Annotated in this window: 17 protein-coding genes; 13 read left to right on the top strand and 4 right to left on the bottom strand. The window is 70.4% G+C overall.

The genetic code is table 11. The features are described 5' to 3' along the window. The gene (locus CG723_RS02475) at window positions 1–645 is read left to right on the top strand and encodes an amino acid ABC transporter permease (RefSeq protein ID WP_100591480.1); all 645 of its coding nucleotides are present in this window, start codon (window positions 1–3) and stop codon (window positions 643–645) included. Next, a complete protein-coding gene (locus CG723_RS02480; protein WP_100591481.1) occupies window positions 642–1,511 on the top strand; it encodes an amino acid ABC transporter permease in 870 nt (289 codons plus the stop codon). The genes CG723_RS02475 and CG723_RS02480 overlap by 4 nt, the downstream gene beginning before the upstream one ends. A gap of 54 nt (window positions 1,512–1,565) precedes the next feature. On the opposite strand, the gene CG723_RS02485 is transcribed toward CG723_RS02480, so the two are convergent. Together CG723_RS02485 and CG723_RS02490 are read right to left on the bottom strand one after the other, a co-directional pair. Continuing rightward, entirely contained in the window at window positions 1,566–3,140 is a 1,575-nt protein-coding gene (locus CG723_RS02485) for an alpha/beta fold hydrolase (protein ID WP_100591482.1), read from the bottom strand. Between the two features lie 143 nt (window positions 3,141–3,283). Further along, entirely contained in the window at window positions 3,284–4,042 is a 759-nt protein-coding gene (locus CG723_RS02490; RefSeq protein WP_199841631.1) for a hypothetical protein, read from the bottom strand. A 103-nt stretch (window positions 4,043–4,145) separates the two neighbouring features. On the opposite strand from CG723_RS02490, the gene ggt reads away from it, so the two are divergent. Both ggt and CG723_RS02500 read left to right on the top strand, forming a co-directional pair. Beyond that, entirely contained in the window at window positions 4,146–6,023 is a 1,878-nt protein-coding gene (gene ggt, locus CG723_RS02495) for a gamma-glutamyltransferase (protein ID WP_442802509.1), read from the top strand. A gap of 170 nt (window positions 6,024–6,193) precedes the next feature. After that, window positions 6,194–6,892: a glycoside hydrolase family 75 protein gene (locus tag CG723_RS02500; RefSeq protein ID WP_100591484.1), complete on the top strand. Its 699-nt coding sequence runs from the start codon at window positions 6,194–6,196 to the stop codon at window positions 6,890–6,892. Window positions 6,893–6,917: 25 nt separating this feature from the next. Here the strand turns inward: CG723_RS02500 and map are convergent, their stop codons facing one another. Continuing rightward, entirely contained in the window at window positions 6,918–7,685 is a 768-nt protein-coding gene (gene map / locus CG723_RS02505) for a type I methionyl aminopeptidase (protein WP_100591485.1), read from the bottom strand. Window positions 7,686–7,737: 52 nt separating this feature from the next. Between map and CG723_RS02510 the strand changes: the two genes are divergently transcribed. The 9 genes from CG723_RS02510 (at window position 7,738) to CG723_RS02550 (ending at window position 18,580) form a co-directional block, all read left to right on the top strand. Continuing rightward, a complete protein-coding gene (locus tag CG723_RS02510; protein WP_100591486.1) occupies window positions 7,738–7,989 on the top strand; it encodes a helix-turn-helix domain-containing protein in 252 nt (83 codons plus the stop codon). A gap of 118 nt (window positions 7,990–8,107) precedes the next feature. Next, window positions 8,108–9,466 carry a hypothetical protein gene (locus CG723_RS02515; RefSeq protein ID WP_100591487.1) on the top strand — a complete coding sequence of 453 codons (1,359 nt, stop codon included), beginning with the start codon at window positions 8,108–8,110 and terminating at the stop codon, window positions 9,464–9,466. A 265-nt stretch (window positions 9,467–9,731) separates the two neighbouring features. Next, window positions 9,732–10,574, top strand: a complete 843-nt coding sequence (locus tag CG723_RS02520; RefSeq protein ID WP_100591488.1) for a nitrilase-related carbon-nitrogen hydrolase — start codon at window positions 9,732–9,734, stop codon at window positions 10,572–10,574. A 47-nt stretch (window positions 10,575–10,621) separates the two neighbouring features. Then, window positions 10,622–11,908: an aspartate aminotransferase family protein gene (locus CG723_RS02525; RefSeq protein ID WP_100591489.1), complete on the top strand. Its 1,287-nt coding sequence runs from the start codon at window positions 10,622–10,624 to the stop codon at window positions 11,906–11,908. Window positions 11,909–11,962: 54 nt separating this feature from the next. After that, window positions 11,963–13,507 carry a PucR family transcriptional regulator gene (locus CG723_RS02530; RefSeq protein WP_100591490.1) on the top strand — a complete coding sequence of 515 codons (1,545 nt, stop codon included), beginning with the start codon at window positions 11,963–11,965 and terminating at the stop codon, window positions 13,505–13,507. A 102-nt stretch (window positions 13,508–13,609) separates the two neighbouring features. Further along, complete coding sequence (locus CG723_RS02535) at window positions 13,610–14,452, top strand: nitrilase-related carbon-nitrogen hydrolase (protein ID WP_100591491.1); 843 nt, start codon at window positions 13,610–13,612, stop codon at window positions 14,450–14,452. A gap of 25 nt (window positions 14,453–14,477) precedes the next feature. Then, entirely contained in the window at window positions 14,478–15,884 is a 1,407-nt protein-coding gene (hydA, locus tag CG723_RS02540; RefSeq protein WP_100591492.1) for a dihydropyrimidinase, read from the top strand. Window positions 15,885–15,900: 16 nt separating this feature from the next. Continuing rightward, entirely contained in the window at window positions 15,901–16,920 is a 1,020-nt protein-coding gene (locus CG723_RS02545; RefSeq protein ID WP_100591493.1) for a TIGR03842 family LLM class F420-dependent oxidoreductase, read from the top strand. Between the two features lie 139 nt (window positions 16,921–17,059). Further along, the gene (locus tag CG723_RS02550; RefSeq protein WP_100591494.1) at window positions 17,060–18,580 is read left to right on the top strand and encodes an NCS1 family nucleobase:cation symporter-1; all 1,521 of its coding nucleotides are present in this window, start codon (window positions 17,060–17,062) and stop codon (window positions 18,578–18,580) included. On the opposite strand, the gene CG723_RS02555 is transcribed toward CG723_RS02550, so the two are convergent. Further along, the gene (locus CG723_RS02555) at window positions 18,577–19,230 is read right to left on the bottom strand and encodes a hypothetical protein (RefSeq protein WP_100591495.1); all 654 of its coding nucleotides are present in this window, start codon (window positions 19,228–19,230) and stop codon (window positions 18,577–18,579) included. The genes CG723_RS02550 and CG723_RS02555 overlap by 4 nt on opposite strands. Window positions 19,231–19,253 lie beyond the last annotated feature (23 nt).

Consider the following 19,253-nt stretch of genomic DNA (forward strand, 5'->3'; position numbering starts at 1 on the left):
GTGTCCGTACTGACCAGCAATTTCTCCACCTTCGTCAAGGGGTTCCTCGGGACGGTCGAACTGACCGTCTACGCCTCGATCCTCGCGCTCGTCCTCGGCTTCGTGATGGCGTCGTTCCGGGTCGCGCCCGTCGGCTCCTTCCGTGTCTTCGGCACGGTCTGGGTCAACATCCTGCGCAACACCCCGCTGACCCTGCTGTTCTTCGCGGTACTTCTCGGCCTGCCGCGCTTCGGACTCGTACTGCCCTTCAAGGTGTTCGCGATCCTCGCGCTCGGCTGCTACACCTCGGCGTTCATCTGCGAGGCCCTGCGCTCCGGCATCAACACCGTGCCGAGGGGACAGGGCGAGGCGGCCCGCAGCCTCGGCATGACGTTCGGCCAGACGCTGTCGATGGTCATTCTCCCGCAGGCCTTCCGGTCGGTCATCCCGCCTGTCGGCTCGACCCTCATCGCCCTCGCCAAGAACTCGGCGATCGCCGGCGCGTTCAGCGTCAACGAGCTGCTCGGCACCTACAAGACCCTCAGCGAGCTGGGCTACAACATCATCTGGACGTTCTTCTGGATCGCCGTCGGCTACCTGATCATCACTCTCACCATCAGCGCGATCTTCAACGTGCTCGAGAAGCGCTGGGGAGTTCCCCGATGAAAGCTCTTGCCCACGACGCGACGGCCCTCTACGACGTACCGGGACCGAGGACCGAGCGCCGGCACCGGCTGTACGGGGTGCTGTCCACGCTGATCGTGCTCGGCCTGCTCGCCTGGATCTTCTACCTCCTGTTCGACACCGACCAGTTCACGTACACGAAGTGGATGCCGTTCGAGTACAAGGGCATCCAGGAGCTGCTCCTGCGTGGGCTCGGCAACACGCTGAAGGCGTTCGCCATGGCCGCCGTGCTCTCCCTCGTGCTCGGGACCGTGCTCGCGGTGGGGCGTCTGTCCGACCACCGGCCGGTGCGCTGGCTCGCCACCCTCGTCGTGGAGTTCTTCCGCGCCATGCCCGTCCTGGTGATGATCTTCTTCATCTTCGTGGCGCTGAAGGTCCAGCCGCTGCCCGCCCTCGTCGCCGGGCTCGCCCTCTACAACGGTTCGGTGCTCGCCGAGGTCTTCCGATCCGGCGTCAACTCCGTCGAACGCGGCCAGGGCGAGGCCGCGTTCGCGCTCGGCATGCGCAAGACCCAGGTCATGACGCACGTCCTCGTGCCGCAGGCCGTACGCGCCATGCTGCCCGCCATCATCAGCCAGCTGGTGGTCGCCCTGAAGGACACCTCGCTCGGCTATCTCATCACCTACGAGGAGTTCCTCCACGCCGGGAAGCTCATCGCCTCGAACCTCGACTACGATTTGCCCTTCATCCCCGTGGTGATGGTGATCTCTCCGATCTACATCGGGATGTGCATGCTCCTTTCGTGGTTCGCCCAGTGGGTGTCCAAGCGCCAGCGGCGCAACCCCAAGGTCGAGGCGGTCGACGTCGCCCCGGCCGAACCGGGGACGCTGCTGCCGGGGGTGCAGTAGCAGGGGCTCCTTGCAGAGACCACAGGGCCATGCCCGCCCGGCAGCAGCCGGAGATCACTGCTTGCGCAGGGGGATCGACACGTATGACGGGTCGTCCTTCGGCGAGGAGAAGGTCAGCTGCGCGCCGGTCGGGTTGTGCTCGATATAGAGCGGGTCGACCGTGTCGACGACCAGGGCGAGCCGGTGCCCTGCCGGGAGGTCGTAGGCCGTGGAGAACAACTCCAGGTCCACGCCGAACGGAGCACCGGGTGTCTTGCCGTGGAAGGTGTACGGCGCGTTGCTGACCAGCTTGCCGAGGCCGAGCGGGCCCACGTCGTAGAGGTAGGCGACGAGGGTTCCGCTCTCCTTGGTCGGGGTGAGCGTGGTGTGCAGCTTCGCCGTCCCGCGCACATGCTGTTCGGATGTGTACTTCTCCGACTGCCACACGCCCGCCCAGCGGCGCGGCAGCAGCGGCACCGAGGCCGTCGGGGGCAGCCGCAGGAACTGGTCGAGGATGTTCGACAGTTCCAGGAGCCCGCCGTTGGCGCCCGAGTCGACGTTCGTGTGGATCGTGGTCGTGCCCGCGAGGGCGATCTTCTTCTTCGTCGCGCCGACCGACTTCCAGTCGGGGTAGCTCTCGTACGCGCCGGTGGAGCGGGACTTGATGCGGACGGGGAGCTCGCGGTCGATGCCGTTGCCAGCGCCCTTGAGGTAGTGGTCGAACCAGCGGTGCGTGTCCTCCCACGTGTCGTTGGGCAGCCCGAGCAGTCCGGTCGCCTCGGCCGTGGCGTGGTCGCCGGGGCGGAACTCCAGGCGCTTGGGCGTGGTGAGCTTCTCGTAGAAGTCCGCGTACTGGTTGGGCGGGAAGATGGTGTCGCCCCAGGCGTTGCCGAGCAGAATGGCGGCGCCGTTCTTGTTGATGCTGTCGATGTACGTCTCGGGGGAGCGCTTCCTGCCCCAGGCGATCATGTCGTCCTCCTTGGCCAGGTTCGAGGCGAGGAAGTCCTTCATGACCTGCTGGAGTTCGGGGCTCGGGCGGCCCGTGAGATAGCCGGCGCCGGAGAGCAGGGCGGCGGCCTGGAAGTGCTGGGTGCGGCCCGAGTAGATCGAGTCGATCAGGTTCCCCCAGCCGCTGAGCGCGGCCACGGCCTTGATGCGCTTGTCGTGTCCCGCGGCGAGCAGGCTGATGCCCGCGCCGTAGGAGACGCCCGCCATGCCGACCTTGTCCGGGTCGGCCTGGGTGTTGGCGAGGGCCCAGTCGATGACCTTCGAGGCGTCCTCGATGTCCTCGGGGCCGCCGACCTCGATCTCGCCGCCGGACTGCCAGAAGCCGCGCGAGTTGTAACTCACCACGACATAGCCGGAGTCGGCGAGCTGCTTGGCCTGGGCGAGGTACTCGATCTGCGGCACGGCCCAGCTCGTGGGGAGCACGACGACCGGATATCTGCGCGAGGTGTCGGAGGGGGCTACGACGTTGGCCTTCAGGACCGTGCCGCCGGCGCCGGTGATGTCGACGAAGCGCACGCCCGGCCCCGGCGCCGCCTGCGCGGCGGGGGCCAGGCCCAGCGCCGCCCCGGCGATCAGGGTCGCGGACACGGCACCAACAGTGGTCGTACGCAGCGCTCTGCGCGGGTGTCGCGGCTGTCCCACGGGTCACTCCTCACTCGTGTCAGTGCAAAGTGACCCGACGGTAACCGTGGCGTCTTACCGTAGGTAACCCGTCGGTAAGTTACGTACGGGTAACGATGTTTAGTTGTTCAACGGCGTCCGCCGCGCCCCAGGTCAGGGGCGGGTCACTTCGCCCGGTGCGAGGAGGCGCGGGGCGTGGCCGCGGGGGCCGGCGCCTGGGCGGCGCGGGTGACGTCGCCGACCAGCTCGACCACATCGGGGCCGTACGCCTGGGAGTTGACGACCTTCAGAAGGAGCACGAACGCGTTGCCGCCGTGCTTGCGGGCCAGTCGCTCGTGGTGGCGGGCGAGATAGCGGGTGGCCGCCTGGTTGGTGATCGGCAGCTGGCCGCAGAAGAGGAAGACCGGGCGCGAGCCGTGCCCCTGACCCGCTGTCAGCCGGGCGAGCAGCACGTACTCCGTGATCCCCGGCTCCAGGCGGTAGCGCTCGCTGCCTATCTGGAACGCGCCGCGGTCGGGGCCGGGCTCCGGGTCCGTGTTGACGCGGATGCCCGGCAGGAGGCTGTGCATATGGGCGGCCATCCGGCGGTTCGATGCCGGTCCGCCCACGCAGAACTCGGTGCGTTCCCCGAAGCCCTGCTGGGTCGTGTCGTGTGCGACGACCTGCGCGTGCGCCCCGCAGTCCTTGATGATCGCCGAGAGTTCGAGCAGGGCGAAGACGTCGTGACGCTTCACCGTCAGCTCGGGGCCGCCCGCGTCGCGGTTGACCACGAGGAGTGACTCGGAGTTGTCGGGCAGCCCGAAGAAGGCCTGCCTGCGGCGGAGTTTGCGCTTCCACAAGTAGGTGCGGGCGAGCCAGCCAAGGGCGGCGCTGATCCCGGCTGCGATCACGCCGAGGACGATGTTGCGCACGTCTTCAGTCATGGGGGCGCATGCTAGCGGGCGGACGGATCCTTGTTCGAGGGGGTCCTGACGCCATGCGGAACTGAAGTTACGCTGCGCGGACGGCTGTTGACTGGAGGTACGGATGAGACGTCCTGTTGCGCGGAATCGGATGAATCCTGGGTATCCGGGGAAGCCGCGGAGCCTGCGCAGTCTTCGGAATCTGTCGGGGCTGGCCGTCGCGGCCACGCTGGTGACGGTCGGTGCCGCCGCCGCCCCGGCGTCCGACGCGAACCACTCGCCCCGCGCGTCCGCACAGAAGGTGCCGCTCGCCGTCGGCTACGGCGGCGCGGTCTCCAGCGTCGACGCGGACGCGTCCGCCGCCGGGATCGAGGTCCTCCGCAAGGGCGGCAACGCGGTGGACGCCGCCGTCGCCACGGCCGCGGCGCTCGGCGTCACCGAGCCGTACTCCGCGGGCGTCGGCGGGGGCGGCTACTTCGTGTACTACGACGCGAAGACCCGCAAGGTGCACACGATCGACGGGCGCGAGACGGCCCCGCTCACCGCCGGCTCGGGCCTGTTCCTGGAGAACGGCAAGCCCCTCGACTTCAACGACGCGGTGACGAGCGGCCTGAGCGTCGGGACGCCGGGCACGCCCGCCACCTGGCAGACCGCGCTCGACACCTGGGGCAGCGAGCGGCTCGGCTCGGTGCTTCGGCCGGCGCAGAAGCTGGCACGGGACGGGTTCACGGTCGACGACACGTTCCGCTCCCAGACCGAGGCGAACCAGGCGCGGTTCAAGGACTTCCCCGCGACGGCCGAGCTGTTCCTGCCGGGCGGCGCGCTCCCCGTCGTCGGCTCCAGGTTCAAGAACCCCGATCTCGCCCGCACCTACGAGGAGTTGGCGCACGAAGGCGTCGGCGCCATCTACCGAGGCGACATCGGCAAGGACGTCGTACGCACCGTGAACAAGCCGCCCGTGGACCCGGCGTCGGGCCGGGTCGCGCGGCCCGGCCGACTGTCCGTCAAGGACCTCAAGGCGTACGGGGCGAAGCTCCAGGCCCCGACGAAGACCTCGTACCGCGGGCTCGGCGTCTACTCGATGGCGCCGTCGTCCTCGGGCGGTACGACCGTCGGCGAGGCGCTCAACATCCTTGAGCGCACCGACCTGTCGAAGGCCACGCAGGAGCAGTATCTGCACCGCTACATCGAGGCGAGCCGGATCGCGTTCGCGGACCGCGGGCGCTGGGTCGGCGACCCCGACTTCGAGGACGTACCGGCGAAGGAGCTGCTTTCGCAGCGGTTCGCCGACTCGCGGGAGTGCCTCATCAAGGACGACGCGGTCCTGACGAGCCCGCTGGCGCCGGGGGATCCGCGGCACCCGGGCCAGTGCGGTGAGCCGGGCGACAAAGCGGCCCCGACGACCTTCGAGGGTGAGAACACGACCCATCTGACGGCCGCCGACAAGTGGGGCAACGTCGTCGCGTACACGCTGACGATCGAGTCGACGGGCGGCAGCGGCATCACCGTCCCGGGCCGCGGCTTCCTGCTCAACAACGAGCTCACGGACTTCTCGTTCGCGCCGGCCAACCCCGCGGTCCACGACCCGAACCTGCCGGGGCCGGGCAAGCGCCCGCGCTCGTCGATCTCCCCGACGATCGTCCTCGACCGGCACAACCAGCCGGTGGTGGCGCTCGGGTCGCCCGGCGGCGCGACGATCATCACGACCGTCCTGCAGACGCTGACCGGCTTCGTCGACCGCGGGCTGCCCCTGGTGGACGCGATCGCGGCGCCCCGCGCCAGCCAGCGCAACGCGGCGGCGACGGAGCTCGAACCGGGCCTGTGGGACTCGCCGACGAGAGCGCGCCTGGAGGCACTCGGCCACGTCTTCAAGCAGAACCCGGAGATCGGCGCCGCGACGGGCGTGCAGCGCCTGAAGAACGGCAAGTGGCTCGCCGCGGCCGAGAAGGTGCGGCGCGGCGGCGGTTCGGCGATGGTGGTGAGGCCCGCCTCCGGAGGCTGACCGGACGTGCGGTGAGGGGCCCGCGGGTCCCGTCGGCTGACGTGGGAGAAACGTCAACTGGCGGGAAACGCGGGCCTCTTGGCGTATACGAGGGGTTGACAGCTACCTGTGGCGGCGCCAGATTTGGGCCCGAAGGTAAGGAAACTTTCCTAACAGAAGGGCTCCCCCACGTGCGTACCCGAACGCTCGCCCTCACCGCCTCCGCCGGAGCCGCGCTGCTCGCCACGGCTCTCCTCCCCACGAACGCCACCGCCCGCGAGGCCGGCCCCCAGCGCGCCCGGGAAGGCACGGTCAGCGCGGCCGACCTGCTCGCCAAGGTCACGTCCTGCTCGCAGATATCGAACGGCAAGTACCGCACCGACGAGGAGACCTCGGCGACCGTGCCGGTCTGCGGCAAGAACGGCGCGGTCTTCTGGAAGGCCGACATGGACATCGACTGCGACGGTCGGATCACCACGCAGTGCAACGCCGGCACCGACCCCTGGTTCCAGGACGACACGGCCTTCCACCAGTCCGACGGCAAGGCGCTGAGCGCCGAGAAACTCCCCTACGTCGTCGTGCCCAGCTCCAGCAGCATCTGGAACTACGCGGGAGCCGGCATCAAGGGCGGCGGCGTCGTGGCCGTCATCTACAACAACAAGGTCGAGTACGCGGTCGTCGGCGACACCGGCCCGAACCAGATCATCGGCGAGGCGTCCTACGCCACCGCGAAGGCCCTCGGCATCGACCCGGACCCGGAGACCGGCGGCACGGACTCCGGCGTCACGTACATCGTGTTCAAGAACAACCAGACGTCCCCGATCGAGAGCCACGGCGCGGCGGTGACCCTCGGCGACTCCCTGGCAAAGAAGTTCCTTCAGGACAACTGAGCCGGAGCTGTGGCGGGCGGCGCGCTCAGAGTGCCGTAAGGATCCGCGGCCCCGCGTCCGTGATCGCCACCGTGTGTTCCGCGTGGGCGGCGCGGGTGCCGTCTCCTGTGCGCAGGGTCCAGCCGTCCGGGGCCGCGTAGTAGTCGTCCATGCCGCCGGCGATCACCATCGGCTCGATCGCGAGCACCATGCCGTGCTTGAGGCGCATGCCCCGGCCCGCCCGTCCCTCGTTCGGGACGGGCGGGTCCTCGTGCATCTTGCGGCCGATGCCGTGCCCGCCGAAGCCGTCCGGGATGCCGTATCCCTCGGCCCGGCACACCTTCCCGATGGCGTGGGCGATGTCCCCGATCCTGTTGCCGACGACCGCTGCCGCGATGCCCGCCGCGAGCGCGCGCTCCGCCGTCTCGATGAGGTGCAGGTCCTCGGGGCGTGCCTTGCCGACCGTGAAGCTGATCGCCGAGTCGCCGGCCCAGCCGCCCAGCTCGGCGCCGAAGTCGGCCGAGAGGAGATCGCCGTCGCGCAGCCGGTACCCGTCGGGGATGCCGTGCACGATCGCGTCGTTCACCGACGCGCAGAGGACCGCGGGGAAGGGGGTCGGGGCGAACGAGGGGCGGTAGCCGAGGAACGGGGAGCCCGCGTCGGCCGCGCGCAGGACGCCGTGCGCCACCGAGTCCAGCTCCAGGAGTGAGACCCCGACGGCCGCCTTCTCGCGGACCGCAGCGAGCGCCTGGGCCACGACCCGGCCCGCTTCCCGCATCTCGTCGATCGATGTGTCTGTCTTGAGTTCCACCATGCCAATTACAATACCGGTATTTGAATGGGGGTTCTGCCAGTAGACTGGGCCCATGGTCCGAACCCCCTTGACCCCCGAAGAGCGCGAGCGCGGTGAGCGGCTCGGCCTCCTGCTGCGCGAGGCCCGGCGCGGGCGGAGCATGGTGGAGGTCGCCGCGAGCGCGGGTCTGTCCGCCGAGACGCTCCGCAAGATCGAGACCGGCCGGGCGCCCACGCCCGCGTTCTTCACGGTCGCGGCCCTCGCCCGGACTCTCGGCCTCTCCATGGACGAGATCGTCGCGAGTTGCTCGCTGGTGACTGTCTAGCTGCGGCGAGTGAGGACGGTGCCGCCCCGGAAAAGGGCCCGTAGCGCCCCCGAAACACGGAGGGTGTTTTCTTCCGAACCGGAAGACTCCACTCTGCGGAGGGATCGGGCGGCGTGTGATGGAAGTGGAACAACTCCCTGACCAGGTTCGGGAGTTCGCGGTGTACCTTCGGAACCTGCTGGCCCGGCTCGACCAGGACGCCGGCTGGTGCGGCATCTTCTGGCAGCGCGACCCCGACGGGATGCGGGCCTGCCTCACCGGCGCCGAGGTGCCCCCCTGGGATGTCATGGAAGCCCTGCTCCAGGATCTGGGCGTGGGTGGCGGGTCCTACGAGGCGGCGGCGGACGCGGGAGCAGGGGCAGAGGCCGTACGGGCCCGCGCATTGCACCGCGCCTCGCTCACCGCCTTCGACGCACGGCCCGGCGGCCGCGACCTGCTCGGTGACCGGCTCGATGTGATGCTCCGCGAGCAGCGGTACGCCGCCGAGCGGCAGGTGGAACTGGCGCAGCTCCTGCACACGGCCGCCACGCGCGAACAGGCCGAGGCGATGCGCCTCGACCTGGCCTGGGCGCGCGACGACCACGAACGCGCGACGGCCCGCTGCGCGGAGCTCCACCGGAGGATCGCGGACCTGGACCGGCAGCCGCCACCTCCGCCACCCCTCCCCGTACCGCAGCAGCGCCCGCAATCGGCGCCTCCCGACCCCCCGGGACGCTCCAAGCCTCCCAAGGAACGCAAGCGCCGCCCCCGTGGCAGCGCCCGTTTCGCCGGGATGCTCGACGAGGCCGAGGCCCCTGTCGCTGGTGCGACCGAGTCGACCGTCGACTCCACACCCCCAGCCGCTCAAGGCCCGTTACGGGACCCCGCCGCGAGCCCGCGCGGCGCCCGGTTCGCCGGAGCCGTCGAGGGACAGGAGGCGGCACCGCCCGCCCCGCAGCGCCTCGACGGCGAGGCTCGCGCCGCCATCGCCGCCTGCGTCGGCACCCTCCTGCGGCTGCGTGCCGAGGGCCGCGGCGGGGAGGCGCACGGCGCGCTCGTCGAGGCCGCCCACTGGCCCGCCGCCCGATTCCCGCTGCTCGCCGCCGAGTTGAACCGCGCGGGCCTCGGCGCCGACTGGGCGACCCTGCTCTGGGAGACGGCCTCGCTCCCGGCGGACCTCCTCGTGGCCGCCGCCGACGCGCTCACCGCCGCGGGACGCACCGTCGACGCGCAGCAGATCCTGCGCCAGGGAGTGGCACGCCCCGCCACCGAGATCGGCGCGTCCGTGCTCCGCCTCACCGGCGAGGGCCGCCACCGCGAGACCCGCGCGCTCCTCGACGCCTACATCCGCGTACGCACCCCCGAAGAGGCCGCCCGCAGCGTGCACGACGACCCGGGCCGCCTCGTCCCGCTGCTCGTCGAGGCGGCGCGCGGAGTCTCCGACGAACGGTACTGGGACGTCGTGCACGCCCTCAGGGTCGCCGGGTTCCCCACGTAGGGCCTCTCGTCCGGATCAGGCCGGGCTCGCGGGGTCCGGTGCCGCACCTCGCGGTGTTGTCGTCGGTCCCCGGCTCCCCCGAAGACCCTCGCCCGCTCACCCGTCACCCGCACGGGTGCGAAACATGATCGATTCCGTCGGTTAACGGCGATGGTCTTGGCAAGGCCGCCGGTGAGGCTTACGTTCGTCCCTCTACGGCCTGTGTCTACGGGCGTAGAGGCTCTCTGACGTCCCCCGGCGGGGGCAACAGGCAAAGGAGCGGCACATGGCCCACGTCGTACGCGCCGCGCTGGTCCAGGCGACCTGGACGGGCGACACCGAATCCATGATCACCAAGCATGAGGAACATGCGCGGGAGGCAGCCCGGCAGGGCGCCCGGATCATCGGCTTCCAGGAGGTCTTCAACGCCCCCTACTTCTGCCAGGTGCAGGAGGCCGAGCACTACCGGTGGGCCGAACCCGTGCCGGACGGGCCGACGGTGACCCGCATGCAGGCGCTGGCCCGCGAGACCGGGATGGTCGTCGTCGTGCCGGTCTTCGAGGTCGAGCAGTCCGGGTTCTACTTCAACACCGCGGCCGTGATCGACGCCGACGGCACGTACCTCGGCAAGTACCGCAAGCATCACATCCCGCAGGTGAAGGGCTTCTGGGAGAAGTACTACTTCAAGCCGGGAAACCTGGGCTGGCCCGTCTTCGAGACCGCCGTCGGCCGCGTCGGCGTCTACATCTGCTACGACCGGCACTTCCCGGAGGGCTGGCGCCAGCTCGGGCTCAACGGCGCCCAGCTCGTGTACAACCCGTCCGCCACGAGCCGCGGCCTGTCGGGGTACCTGTGGCAGCTGGAACAGCCCGCCGCGGCCGTCGCCAACGAGTACTTCATCGCCGCGATCAACCGCGTCGGCGTGGAGGAGTACGGGGACAACGACTTCTACGGCACCAGCTACTTCGTCGACCCCCGCGGGCAGACCGTGGGCGACGCCGCGAGCGACAAGGACGAGGAACTCCTCGTGCGGGACCTCGACTTCGGCCTCATCGACGAGGTGCGCCAGCAGTGGGCGTTCTACCGGGACCGCCGGCCCGACGCATACGAAGGGCTGGTGCAGCCATGACCACTGTCACTCGTGAAGGAGCCGATGAAGGGACCCGTGCGACCTCGATGACCCCCGACCTCCACGCCCGTCACCGCGCCGTCCTGCCGGACTGGCTCGCCCTGTACTACGACCGCCCCATCGAGATCACCCACGGCGAGGGCCGCCACGTCTGGGACGCCGCCGGGAACAAGTACCTCGACTTCTTCGGCGGCATCCTGACGACGATGACCGCGCACGCCCTGCCCGAGGTGACCAAGGCCGTCAGCGAGCAGGCCGGACGGATCATCCACACCTCGACCCTCTACCTCAACCGGCAGATGGTCGAACTCGCCGAGCGCGTCGCCTCGTTGTCCGGCATCCCGGACGCCCGCGTCTTCTTCACCACCTCCGGCACCGAGGCCAACGACACGGCGCTGCTGCTCGCCACCGCGTACCGCCGCTCGAACCAGATCCTCGCGATGCGCAACAGCTACCACGGCCGGTCCTTCTCCGCCGTCGGCATCACCGGCAACCGCGGCTGGTCCCCGACCAGCCTCTCGCCGCTCCAGACGCTGTATGTCCACGGCGGGGTGCGCAGCCGGGGCCCGTACGCCCAGCTGACCGACGCCCAGTTCATCGAGGCCTGCGTCGACGACCTGCGGGACATCCTCGGCCAGACCCGAGGCGTCGCCGCGCTCATCGCCGAACCCATCCAGGGCGTCGGCGGGTTCACCTCGCCGCCCGACGGCCTGTACGCGGCGTTCCGCGAGGTGCTCCAGGAGCACGGCATCCTGTGGATCGCCGACGAGGTGCAGACCGGCTGGGGCCGCACCGGCGAGCACTTCTGGGGCTGGCAGGCGCACGGGCAGAACGGTCCCCCCGACATCCTCACCTTCGCCAAGGGCATCGGGAACGGCATGTCCATCGGGGGCGTCGTCGCGCGCGCCGAGGTCATGAACTGCCTTGACTCCAACTCCATTTCGACGTTCGGCGGCTCACCGGTGACGATGGCCGCCGGCCTCGCCAACCTCATCTACCTCCTCGAACACGACCTCCAGGGCAACGCCCGCCGCGTCGGCGGCCTCCTCATCGAGCGGCTGCGGGCCGTCGGCGCCACGACGGAGTCCGTACGGGAAGTGCGCGGCCGGGGTCTGATGATCGGCATCGAGCTGGTGAAGCCCGGCACGGACGAGGCCTACCCGGACGCGGCGGCGCGCGTGATCGAGGCGGCCCGCGAGGGCGGACTCCTCATCGGCAAGGGCGGCGGGCACAACACCAGCGTGCTGCGCATCGCGCCCCCGCTGACGCTCACCGTCGCCGAGGCGGAAGAGGGCGCGGCCATCCTGGAACGGGCCCTGCACAGCGTCTGTTAGCCCGAGGCAGCGGGTCTGCCGGCCTGAGGCAGTGGTGGTAAGGAAGGGGCCCCGATGACCGTCACCGACGCCGAACACGCCCTGTCCGTACGGCAGATACTCGCCCTGGAGCGAATCGCGGCGGGAGACCCCGAGGTGGTCGCGGGGGCCGGCCACCTCGACCGGCCCGTGCGCTGGGTGCACGTCGCCGAGGCCGCCGACGTCGGGGTGATGCTCAGCGGCGGCGAGATGGTCCTCACCACCGGAGTCCTCCTCGCCGGGAACGCCCACGCCAGGACCGAGTACATCAAGTCCCTGCACCGCGCCGAGGCGGCCGCCGTCGTCCTCGGGCTCGGCCGCGCCTTCCCCGCACCCCCCGAGGACATGCGGCGCGCGGCCGAGCGGTACGGCCTGCCGATGGTCGTCCTGCACCGCCCGTTCCCCTTCGCCGAACTCACGGAGGAGGTCCAGTCGAGGCTCGTCCGACGGAAGTTCGCCGCCGTCAGCCTCTCCGAGGGCATCCGCACGGCGCTGACCGGACTCATCACGGCGGGCGCCCCGCTCCAGCGGCTCCTCGACGAGGTCGCCGCGCACAGCGGCTGCCCCGTCGTCGTCGCCAACCTCGCCCACCGCGTCCTCGCCACGGCCGGTGAGCGGTCCGCCGTGGACGACGTGCTGCGCGACTGGGAACGCATCGCGCGCCGGGCGGGCTGCGCCGACGGCGCCGACTGGTACCGCGCCGACCTCGACGGGCGCGGCGAGCGCTGGGGCAGCGTCGTGCTGTGCGGCTACCGGGGCGACGGCCCCACCGGACGGCTCCTCGCCGAACGCGCCGCCGAGGCCCTTGTCCTGCACCGCATGCTCGGCGGCGCCGCCCACACCTGGGAGGAGCAGTCCGCGCAGAGCATCCTCACCGACCTCGTCTCCGGCGTCGTACCCGCCCGCCAGCTCCTGCCCCGGGCCAGGGCCGCCGGCCTCCCCGTCAACCGCCGCACGTTCGCCCCGCTCGTCGTCCGCGACGGCGACCCCGCCGAACTCGATCGCGTGCTACGCCTGTTGGGGCTGCCGGGACTCGCCGCCGCACTCGCGGACGGGGCCACCGCCGTCCTGCTCAGCCTCGCCCGCGACCAGGCCCCGGGACCGCTCACCGAACACTTCGCGGCCCGACTGCGCGCAGGGGCGGGGGAGCCGGTCGTGGTGGCGGCCGCCGAGCCCTGTACCGCCTGGGACGACGTGCCCGCCGGGCTGCGCGAGGCCCTGCACATCGCGCAGGCCGCGGCCGGCACCCCGGACGTCCCGCCCGTCGTGCGCCTTCGCGACGTACGCCTGCGGGGCCTCGTACGGCTCCTGCGCGACGACCCGCACGTCCAGGCCTTCACCGAACGCGAGCTGGACGGGCTCCTGTACGCCGACGACCCGGGCCTGCTGCCCGTCCTGCGGACCTACCTCGCGACGGGGCGCAACAAGTCGCGCACGGCGCAGCTCCACCACATGAGCCGCCCCGCCCTCTACCGCAGGCTGGAGGCCATCGAGTCGCTCCTCGGGCTCGACCTCGACGACTTCGAGCAGGCCGCGTCCGTCCACATCGCCCTCCTCGCCCACGACGCGCAGAGAGGGTGACAGCGTGGAACGCCGTACGGCTCCAGACGTGACACGGTGCAACTCCGGTACGCGGCAGAGACTTCCTAGGCTCACGGCACACCGAGCGACCGGAGGTCCCCGATGAGCACCGTGATCCGCGCCGCGATCTTCCAGACCGCCTGGACGGGCGACAAAGAGTCCATGATCCAGGTCCATGAACAGGCTGTCCGCGACGCCGCCGCGCAGGGGGCGAAGGTCCTCTGCTTCCAGGAGCTGTTCTACGGCCCGTACTTCTGCCAGGTGCAGGACGCGAAGTTCTACGAGTACGCCGAGGCGATCCCCGACGGTCCCACCGTCCGCCGCTTCCAGGCACTCGCCGCCGAGCACGGCATTGTCCTGGTCCTGCCCATGTACGAGGAGGAGCAGCCCGGCGTCCTCTACAACACGGCCGCCGTGATCGACGCCGACGGCACCTACCTCGGCAAGTACCGCAAGACCCACATCCCTCAAGTGAAGGGATTCTGGGAGAAGTTCTACTTCCGTCCGGGCAACTCCGGCTGGCCCGTCTTCGACACGGCCGTCGGGAAGATCGGCGTCTACATCTGCTACGACCGGCACTTCCCCGAGGGCTGGCGCGCGCTCGGCCTCGAAGGCGCGCAGATCGTCTTCAACCCGTCGGCGACCTCGCGCGGCCTTTCCGGCTACCTGTGGCAGCTGGAACAGCCGGCGTCCGCCGTCGCGAACGAGTACTTCGTCGGCGCGATCAACCGCGTCGGCCAGGAGGAGTACGGCGACAACGACTTCTACGGGACGAGCTACTTCGTCGACCCGGAGGGCCAGTTCGTAGGAGAGGTGGCGGGCGACAAGGAGCCCGAACTCGTCGTCCGTGACCTCGACATGGCGAAGCTGCGGGAGGTCCGCGACCGCTGGCAGTTCTACCGCGACCGCGCCCCGGGCGCATACACGCCGCTGACCAACCCGTAGGCAGCGTAGACACGGAAGAGAGAGCATGAGCAGCAGCCGTACCGTCATCCGCGGCGGACTCGTCGTCACCGCCGCCGACGAGATCCACGCCGACGTACTCATCGAGGACGGGCGCATCGCGGCCCTCGCCGCGGCCGGCAGCGACGCCGCGGAATCCTGGACCGCGGACCGGACGATCGACGCCCGCCAGAAGTACGTCATCCCGGGCGGCGTCGACGCGCACACCCACATGGAGATGCCGTTCGGCGGCACCTTCGCCGCCGACACCTTCGAGACGGGCACCCGGGCGGCGGCCTGGGGCGGCACGACCACCATCGTCGACTTCGCCATCCAGACCGTCGGGCACACCCTGCGCGAGGGCCTGGACGCCTGGCACGCCAAGGCCGACGGGAACTGCGCGATCGACTACGGCTTCCACATGATCGTCTCCGATGTGCACGACGAGACGCTCAAGGAGATGGACCTGCTCGTCGCCGAGGGGGTCACGTCGTTCAAGCAGTTCATGGCATACCCCGGAGTCTTCTACTCCGACGACGGGCAGATCCTGCGCGCCATGCAGCGGGCCGGCGACAACGGCGGCCTGATCATGATGCACGCCGAGAACGGCATCGCGATCGATGTCCTCGTGCAGCAGGCCCTGGAGCGCGGCGAGACCGACCCCCGCTACCACGGCGAGGTCAGGAAGGCGCTCCTCGAAGCCGAGGCGACGCACCGCGCCATCAAGCTCGCCCAGGTCGCGGGCGCGCCGCTGTACGTGGTGCACGTCTCGGCGCGGGAGGCGCTCGCCGAGATCGCGCGCGCCCGCGACGAGGGCCTGAACGTCTTCGGCGAGACCTGCCCCCAGTACCTCTTCCTGTCCACCGACAACCTCGCCGAGCCGGACTTCGAGGGCGCCAAGTACGTCTGCAGCACGCCCCTGCGGCCCAAGGACCACCAGGCGGCCCTGTGGCGCGGCCTGCGCACGAACGACCTCCAGGTCGTCTCCACCGACCACTGCCCCTTCTGCTTCACCGGGCAGAAGGAGCTGGGCCGCGGCGACTTCTCGAAGATCCCCAACGGCCTGCCGGGCGTCGAGAACCGTATGGACCTCCTGCACCAGGCCGTCGTCGACGGGCACATCTCGCGCCGCCGCTGGATCGAGATCGCCTGCGCCACACCGGCCCGCATGTTCGGCCTCTACCCGAAGAAGGGCACGATCGCGCCCGGCGCCGACGCCGACGTCGTCATCTACGACCCGCACGCCGAGCAGGTCGTCTCCGCGGACACCCACCACATGAACGTCGACTACTCGGCGTACGAGGGCAAGCGGATCACCGGCCGCGTCGAGACCGTGCTCTCCCGCGGCGAACTCGTCATCACCGAGCGGGAGTTCACGGGCCGTGCCGGTCACGGCGTGTACACCGCGCGCTCCACCTGCCAGTACCTGAACTAGAAACGTGGTGGATCCCATGGACTTCGGACTCGTCCTCCAGACCGACCCCCCGGCCTCCGGCGTCGTCTCCCTCATGCAGCGCGCCGAGCGCGAGGGCTTCACCCACGGGTGGACCTTCGACTCGGCCGTGCTGTGGCAGGAACCCTTCGTCATCTACAGCCGGATCCTGGCCGAGACGTCGCACCTGACCGTCGGCCCGATGGTCACCAACCCGGGCACCCGCACCTGGGAGGTCACCGCCTCCACCTTCGCCACCCTCAACGACATGTACGGCAACCGCACCATCTGCGGCATCGGCCGTGGCGACTCCGCGATGCGCGTCGCCGGACGCAAGCCCAACACGCTCGCCCGGATCAGCGAAGCCATGAAGGTCATCAGGGCGCTCGGCCGCGGCGACGAGGCCGACCTCGGCGGGACGGTCGTCCGCTTCCCGTGGGTGCGGGACGGTGCCCGACTGCCGGTCTGGATGGCCGCGTACGGGCCCAAGGCCCTGAAGATGGCCGGCGAGGAGGCCGACGGGTTCATCCTCCAGCTCGCCGACCCGTATCTCACCCAGTACATGATCAAGGCCGTGCGGGACGCGGCCGCCGGCGCGGGCCGCGACCCGTCCGAGGTGAAGATCTGTGTGGCGGCGCCCGCGTACGTCACCGCCGACGACTCGCCCGAGGCCCTCGCCCACGCGCGCGAGGAGTGCCGCTGGTTCGGCGGCATGGTCGGCAACCACGTCGCCGACCTCGTCACCAAGTACGGCGAGCACTCCTCGATGGTCCCCGACGAACTCACCGACTACATCAAGGCCCGCCAAGGCTACGACTACGCCCACCACGGCAGGACCGGGAACCCCGACACGGCGTTCGTACCGGACGAGATCGTCGACCGGTTCTGCCTCATCGGCACCGCACAGGACCAGGTCGAGAAGCTGCGTGCCCTGCGGGACCTCGGCGTCGACCAGTTCGCTCTCTACGCCATGCACGACGCGAAGGAGGAGGTGATCGACGCGTACGGGGAGCACGTGATTCCGGCGGTGAACTCCTGAGGCGTGGTGAACGCCTGAGCCCCACCTCCGTACACCCCCGGTCCCTCTCCCCGCCAGGGTCTCCACCGCCCGCACCCGCACGGCCCGTTCGCACCTCCCCGCTGTCCGAGCCCCCGGCTCCCGAACGAATGGCCTGCTCATGACCGACACCGCGCCACCCACGCTGCCCGCGGGCGGCGGCATCGACCTCAGCGCCGACGCCTACCCCTCCGACAGCCGCTACGCCAACGACGACCTGCGTCCCGTCCCCCTCGCCGAACGCCGCTGGACCACCTACAACTTCGTGGCCCTGTGGATCGGCATGGCCCACTGCATCCCGTCCTGGACCCTCGCGTCCGGCCTCGTCGCGCTCGGCATGGACTGGAAGCAGGCCGTCCTCACCATCGGGCTCGCCAACGTCATCGTGCTCCTGCCGATGCTGCTCACCGGGCACGCGGGACCCAAGTACGGCATACCCTTTCCCGTCCTCGCCCGCGCCTCGTTCGGCCTGCGTGGCGCCAACCTGCCCGCGCTGATCCGGGCGGCGGTGGCCTGCTGCTGGTTCGGCATCCAGACGTGGATCGGCGGGCAGGGCGTGTTCGTCCTGCTCGGGAAGGTCTTCGGCGGCTGGGCCGACGTCTCGCACGTCGGCGGCTACCCGTGGACCCTGTGGCTCTGTTTCGTCCTCTTCTGGGTCCTCGAACTCGCCATCATCTACCGGGGCATGGACACCCTGCGCCGCTTCGAGAACTGGGCGGCGCCGTTCGTCCTCGTCGGCGCCGTCGTCCTGCTCGTGTGGATCGCGAACAAGGCGGGCGGCTTCGGCCCGCTCCTCGACGAGCCGTCCAAGGTCGGCTGGGGATCCGACTTCTGGAAGATCTTCTTCCCCGGCCTGATGGGCATGATCGGCTTCTGGAGCACGCTCAGCCTCAACATCCCGGACTTCACGCGCTTCGGCAAAGGACAGCGCGCCCAGGTCTGGGGCCAGACCCTCGGCCTGCCCACGACCATGACCCTCTTCGCCCTGATGTCCGTCCTGGTGACGTCCGGGTCCGAGAAGGTCTACGGCGCCGCGATCTGGGACCCGGTCGCGCTGGCCGGCAAGACCGACAACGTCTTCGGGCTGCTGTTCGCGCTCATCACGGTCTTTGTCGCGACCATCTCCGTGAACATCGCGGCGAACGTCGTGTCACCCGCGTACGACCTGGCGAACCTCGCGCCCAAGCTCATCAACTTCCGCACCGGCGCGCTGATCACCGGTGTCATCGGCGTCCTCGTCATGCCGTGGAAGCTGACCTCCACGCCCGAGCTGTACATCTTCACCTGGCTCGGCGTCGTCGGCGGACTGCTCGGCACCGTCGCCGGCATCCTGATCGCCGACTACTGGATCATCCGCCGCACCGTGCTCCATCTCGCCGACCTGTATCTGCAGAACGGCCGCTACTGGTACTCCGGCGGCTGGAACTGGAACGCGGTGATCGCCTTCGCCGTGGGCGGTGTCCTCGCCGTCGGGGGCTCGTACTCGACGGTCGACGCGCAGGGCGCCAAGCAGGGACCGTTCCCGGTGGACGGCCTCATCCCGTTCCTCAAGCCACTCGCGGACTACGGCTGGGCGGTCGGGCTCGGGTCCTCGCTGATCCTTTACGTGGCCCTGGCCAAGGCGCGTGGGGTCCGGATCTAACCGGTCGGTTTGCCGGTCAGCTCTGTCACCGCGTCCCCGGCCGCCTTCAGGGCGCCCTTGTAGATGCCGTCCGTCGGGGGCGCGCCGTGGGACTCGAAGTCGCTGCCGTTGTAGGTGACGGTCACCAGGGCGTTGCCTGCCCTGACCGTCACCACCGCCTCGCGGGTGTTCTGCTTGTCGTGCGAGGTGAGGGCGACGGTGATCCGGGCCTCGTCACCGAGGCCGGGCGCCGTGTCGCCCTTGCCTCGCGCGGTGAAGGCGGTGTCCGCCGCGGCGGCCGACTCCTTGATCTCGAAGGAGACGTCGAGCCAGCGGTAGTCGTAGTCCTTGAGCGCGCTCCACGAGCAGCCGCGGCGCAGCGAACGGTCGGCGGCGGCGAGTTCCTTGCCCGCCGGGTCGGCCTTCGGCACCAGCTCCGCGACCGTCTTCGCCGTGACGGCGGAGCACGGCTCGGGCGGCTTGTCGTAGGCGCGGCTGGTCGCGGACGCCGCCGACTGCGCGGCACGCTTCGTCGAGGGCTGCGGGGCAGCGGCGGGCTGCCGGGACGAATCCGCCATCGGGCCCGAGGTCCAGGCCCAGCCGGCGCACGCGAGAACCGCGACCGGCAGGACCCGCACGGTCAGCGCGAGGGGGAGAGGGAGAGAACGCACGGCGTACGCCCCTTGTGCGAGGG

This window comes from Streptomyces sp. CB01635 (assembly GCF_002803065.1).
GTDB lineage: Bacteria > Actinomycetota > Actinomycetes > Streptomycetales > Streptomycetaceae > Streptomyces.